The sequence below is a fragment of the Streptomyces sp. NPDC054847 genome (assembly GCF_053610925.1).
Window position 1 is genome coordinate 1 of the sequence record NZ_JBSGZJ010000493.1, and the last position, 5138, is coordinate 5138.

A 5138-nucleotide genomic window follows, 5' to 3' on the forward strand; every position below is an offset into this window, starting at 1 on the left:
CGCACGGCCCGGGCCGCCCGGCCCGTGCGTCCGCCGCCCAACGGGGGGATCGCCTCATGTCCACGGCTCGCACGCTGCTGTCCGACGCCCGGCTCTATCTGTGCACGGACGCCCGTAAGCGGCAGGGGGACCTGCCCGAGTTCCTCGACGCCGTGCTGGCCTCCGGCGTGGACATCGTGCAGCTGCGTGACAAGGGCATGGAGGCCGCGGAGGAGCTGGAGCACCTCCAGGTCTTCGCCGACGCCTGCCGCCGGCACGGCAAGCTCCTCGCGGTGAACGACCGCGCCGACGTGGCTCACGCCATCGGCGCCGACGTGCTGCACCTGGGCCAGGGCGACCTGCCGGTGCCGGCTGCCCGCGCGATCCTCGGGGACGGCGTGCTGATCGGCCGCTCGACGCACAGCGAGTCCGAGGCGGCGGCCGCCGCCGTCGAGCCGGGGGTGGACTACTTCTGCACCGGGCCCTGCTGGCCCACTCCCACCAAGCCCGGACGGCACGCTCCCGGTCTCGGCCTGGTGCGGTACACGGCGGGCCTGGCCGGTGACCGGCCGTGGTTCGCGATCGGCGGTATCGACGCCGCCAATCTGGACGAGGTGCTGGACGCCGGGGCGCGCAGGGTCGTCGTCGTGCGGGCGATCACCGAGGCCGCCGATCCGGCCGCGGCCGCCGCCGACCTGGCGAAGCGGGTCAGGGAGCGGACCGCCTGACGGTCACGGTGATCGTCCATCTCTGTCCAAGGGATGGACAAGACACCGGCAAAACCGACATATTTCCCTGATTCGGTTCGAGGATCCCCTCGGTCTGGCTAACCTGCCCGTATGGCCCTCGGTACTGCTTCCACCAGAACGGATCGCGCACGCACGGTGCGCGACATGCTTGCGACGGGCAAGACGTCGTACTCGTTCGAGTTCTGGGCGCCCAAGACGGAAAAGGGCGAGCGGAACCTGTGGAACGCGCTGCGCAGGGTCGAGGCGGTCGCCCCGAACTTCGTCTCCGTGACCTACGGCGCCGGTGGCTCCACCCGCGCCGGCACGGTCAAGGCCACGCAGGAGATCGCCGCCGACACCACTCTCACGCCGGTCGCGCACCTCACCGCGGTCAACCACTCGATCGCTGAACTGCGCAACATGATCGGCCAGTACGCCGACGCGGGAATCCGTAACATCCTCGCCGTCCGCGGCGACCCGCCCGGCGACCCGATGGGCGAGTGGGTCGAGCATCCGGAGGGCGTGCGCTACGCGGCCGACCTGGTCCGGCTCATCAAGGAGTCCGGCGACTTCTGCGTGGGCGTCGCGGCCTTCCCCGAGATGCACCCCCGCTCGAAGGACTGGGACGAGGACACCCGGCACTTCGTCGACAAGTGCCGAGCCGGCGCCGACTACGCGATCACGCAGATGTTCTTCGTGCCGGAGGACTATCTGCGGCTTCGTGACCGGGTTTCCGCGGCGGGTTGCGAAACCCCGATCATTCCCGAGATCATGCCCGTCACCAGCGTCAAGCAGATCGAACGCTTCGCCACGCTCAGCAACGCGCACTTCCCGGCGGACCTGAAAGAGCGCATCCTCGCGGTCAAGGACGATCCGGCCGCTGTACGCTCCATTGGCATCGAGTTCGCGACGGAGTTCTGCGCGAGGCTGCTCGCCGAGGGTGTCCCGGGGCTGCACTTCATTACGCTCAACAACTCCACCGCGACGCTCGAAATCTACGAGAATCTCGGACTGCACGAGCAGTCGTGACCGGTCGTACCCGCCCCGCACCGGGGCGGCGGCCGCAGGAGAGGGGCGGACATGGGCTGGACGGTCCTCTATATCGCGTTCGGTATCGTCGCGCTGTGGCTGCTCGGTGAGGTGCTGCTGCAGTACAAGGCACGGCTGCGCTGGCGGCTGCTCGCGTTCGGCGGTTTCCTGGGCGTCGTGATAGGCGTGCTGCTGCCGTCCGTGGTGGTGATCGCCCTCGGCGCCATGGCGTTCGCGGTCGGCCAGACCTATGTGACCCTCTCCTTCCGGCGCGGTTTCTCCACCGGCTGGGCCCTCGGCGGCAGCCCCGGCGCGAGCAGGCGGCGCCGGTCCGGCGCGGACCCGGAAGCGACGAGGGAACCCACGCTCGAGGTCACCGACCTCTCCTACGACTCGGCCGAGCCGGCCTACGACATGGCCGGCCAGGCACCGGGCGCCACGGGCCCCGCCGTCTACGAGCCGCAGCCGCTGCCCGACGACACCGGCCAGTACGGCGTCTACAGCGAAGAGGCATACGCCGCCCGGCCGGAGGCGGAGCAGGCGGGGGCCCGCGACGAGAGCTACGCCGCACAGGGCTCGGGCTACGGCGCCTACAACGCGTACGACGACCACGGTTACGCGCAGCAGCAGCCGGCGGAAGCGGCGACGTACGCCGGCCAGTACGACTACGGCACCGGCGGCCAGCAGTACGCCACGTACTCCGACCCCTATGTGGGCGGCCAGCAGTACAGCACCTACGACACGTACAGCGGCGGCTACGGCGACCAGCAGCAGTACGCCGGCTACGGGCAGCAGGAGGGCTACAGCGACACCCCGCCCGGCGGCGTGTGGGTCCCGCAGCAGCGTGAGGGCGATCAGCAGGAGCAGCCGCCCGCCTACTACGACAACGGGTACAACGAGCAGCAGCAGTACCGCTACTGACCCTCGGCGGTGGCGGCCGCCACCGCTCAGCGGGAGCCGCGGAAGTCCGCGCCCTCCACGATCAGCCCGGCCACCAGCGCACCGGACATGCCCGAATGCGCCAGCCCGCCCCCGGGATGTGCCCAGCCCCCGGCGAGATACAGACCGTCCAAAGGACACGTGTTCATCGCCGGCAGGAACGTGCCCGACGCCCCGGCCAGCGCCGGGGCCGGGACCGCGGCGGAAGCCGTGTCGTGGCGGGTGTCCTCCGGAGTGCGCACCACGCGCCAAAGGACCCGCTCGCGCAGTCCGGGGACAGCGGCCTCCGCGGCCGCCACCATCCTGTCGGCGGCCCCTTCCGCGAACTGCGCCCACCTCTGCCCTGCGGCCGGCTCGGCCGGCACCGTGGACGTCAGCGTGACCGTCTCGTGGTCGTCGTCCGGCCGCAGCAGCGGGTCGTCGGGCCGCATCACGACCACGGTGGGCCGCGAGCCCGTCCGACCGGCGCGGATCTCGTCCCACTCCGCCGCCGCGTCCGGGGCGTGCACCACAGTGCGGTGCACGGTGCCGGCCGGCCGACCGCCGCGCAGCGCGAGATGGACGGTCAGCCGGCCGGTGCCCGTCCGCGGCCGCGCGTGCGGCCGTTCGTCGGGACGGGCCCACGTCACGATGCGGTTCTCGAACAGCGACGGCACCGGTGCCCCGGAGACCACCATGTCCGCCTCCACCGGCCCGCCTTGGTCCAGCTCCAGGCCGACGGCGCGGCCGTCCTTCTCCAGCACGCCCGTCACCGCGGCACCGAAGACGAACTCCACCTTCCTGGCCACGCAGCGCTCGTACACCGCGTCGGCGAGGGCGCGAAGGCCGCCCTTCACGTACCAGGAGCCGAAGGTCTGCTCCATGTACGGCAGCACCGCGGCGGACGGGGGCGCGCCGTGGGGGTCGAGGCCGTACGCCACGGCGTGGCTGTCGAGCAGCGCGGCGAGACGCGGGTCGCGCAGCTCGCGGGTGCCGATCTCCGCGAGCGTGCGGGCCGGCCGCCGCAACAGGCCCTGCCGCAACGCGGGGTAGGGGTCCTTCGACAGGAAGGCGGTGTCCGCGGGCAGCGGCTCCTCCAGCAGCGGACGGCGCGAGCGCTCCCAGGCGTCCCGCGCGCGATTGAGGAACTCGCCCCAGCGTTCGCCGGAACCCGGTCCGAGCGCCGCTTCGAGCGCGGCGAGGGTGCCGGCCCTCGACGCGTTGGGGAGGCTGACGTCCGTGCCGTCGGCGAAGACGTGCCGGCTCGCCGGGTCCACCTGCGTCAGCTCGACGCACTTCTCCAGCGGTTCCTTGCCGGTCTTCACGAACAGGTCCCGCCAGACCGCCGGGAGATGCAGCAGACCGGGCCCGGTGTCGAAGGCGAAGCCGTCCCGCTCGAAGCGGCCCAGCGAGCCGCCGTGGGTCGCCAGACGCTCGTACACCGTCACCCGGTGGCCTGCCACGGCCAGCCGGGCGGCAGCCGCCATCGCGCCCATCCCGGCGCCGATCACCGCAATCCGTGCCATGACCGCGACTTTATTACCCGCGACCACCGGTTTCGTGGCCGGGTACGCGCACGGCCCGGCCGCCTTCGCTCACCAGTCCGGTGGCCGCTGGACGCCCACCGCGCCCACGCGTCCAGCCTCCCGGCGCTGCGCCCGGCGCCGCAGGAAGCGGCGGATCCTCGAGGCGAGGAAGAGCACCGTGACGATGCCCAGTACGAGGAGCGTCCCGGCGACGACGGCGGCGGCCACCGGGTTGAAGACCGCGAAGGAGATGATCCCGGCGACCCCGAGGTCCTCCGCGACGCTCACGGCGATGTTGCTGAACGGTTCCGGCGAGGTGTTGATCGCCATCCGGGTGCCCGCCTTGACCAGATGGCTGATCAGCGCGGTCGAGCCGCCCACGGCTCCCGCCGCGAGCTCCGGCAGCGAACCGCTCTCACCCGCCAGCAGCGCGGCGACCACGGCGCCCGCGACGGGCCGGATCACGGTGTGGACCGAGTCCCATATCGAGTCGACGTACGGAACCTTGTCCGCCACCGCCTCGCACAGGAACAGCACCCCTGCGGCGATCAGGACGTCGGGGCGCTGGAGCGCCTGCGGCACCTGATCTGAGACGCCGGTCGCGCCGAGCACGCCGAACATGAGGACCACCGCGTATGCGTTGATCCCGCTGGCCCAGCCGCTGGTGAAGACGAGGGGGAGTACGGACACGGACGCGATCGTAACCACCCGGCGGCGGCCGCGGGTGGGGTTCAGCGCGGAGTGCTGAGTATCCGTACCTACGCGCCGAGATGAGTATCCGCGCGGATGGGGCTGGGCCTGCCAGGACGGAAGAGTGGGGACCACGGAAGGGGCGCGGCACCGGCACCGACGACACGGGGCGGCGGAACGGTGCGGCTCCCCCGACGGAACGGGGGTTGCAGGACGGAGGGCCCACGACCACGGGGGACAACGGGGGTCGGGCTCTCCGGACCACGGG

The 5138-nt window shown here is 72.0% G+C and carries 5 protein-coding genes; 3 read left to right on the forward strand and 2 right to left on the reverse strand.

The features are described 5' to 3' along the window. The first annotated feature begins 56 nt into the window (after positions 1 to 56). The 3 genes from thiE (at position 57) to ACWGH4_RS30845 (ending at position 2657) form a co-directional block, all read left to right on the forward strand. Complete coding sequence (gene thiE, locus ACWGH4_RS30835) at positions 57 to 707, forward strand: thiamine phosphate synthase (protein ID WP_453466697.1); 651 nt, start codon at positions 57 to 59, stop codon at positions 705 to 707. 111 nt (positions 708 to 818) lie between these two features. Then, entirely contained in the window at positions 819 to 1736 is a 918-nt protein-coding gene (gene metF, locus ACWGH4_RS30840; RefSeq protein ID WP_441264285.1) for a methylenetetrahydrofolate reductase [NAD(P)H], read from the forward strand. 51 nt (positions 1737 to 1787) lie between these two features. Further along, positions 1788 to 2657: a hypothetical protein gene (locus ACWGH4_RS30845; protein ID WP_453466699.1), complete on the forward strand. Its 870-nt coding sequence runs from the start codon at positions 1788 to 1790 to the stop codon at positions 2655 to 2657. A 26-nt stretch (positions 2658 to 2683) separates the two neighbouring features. Here the strand turns inward: ACWGH4_RS30845 and ACWGH4_RS30850 are convergent, their stop codons facing one another. Together ACWGH4_RS30850 and ACWGH4_RS30855 are read right to left on the reverse strand one after the other, a co-directional pair. After that, a complete protein-coding gene (locus ACWGH4_RS30850) occupies positions 2684 to 4180 on the reverse strand; it encodes a phytoene desaturase family protein (RefSeq protein ID WP_453466701.1) in 1497 nt (498 codons plus the stop codon). 69 nt (positions 4181 to 4249) lie between these two features. Then, positions 4250 to 4870: a DUF4126 domain-containing protein gene (locus ACWGH4_RS30855; RefSeq protein WP_453466703.1), complete on the reverse strand. Its 621-nt coding sequence runs from the start codon at positions 4868 to 4870 to the stop codon at positions 4250 to 4252. Positions 4871 to 5138 lie beyond the last annotated feature (268 nt).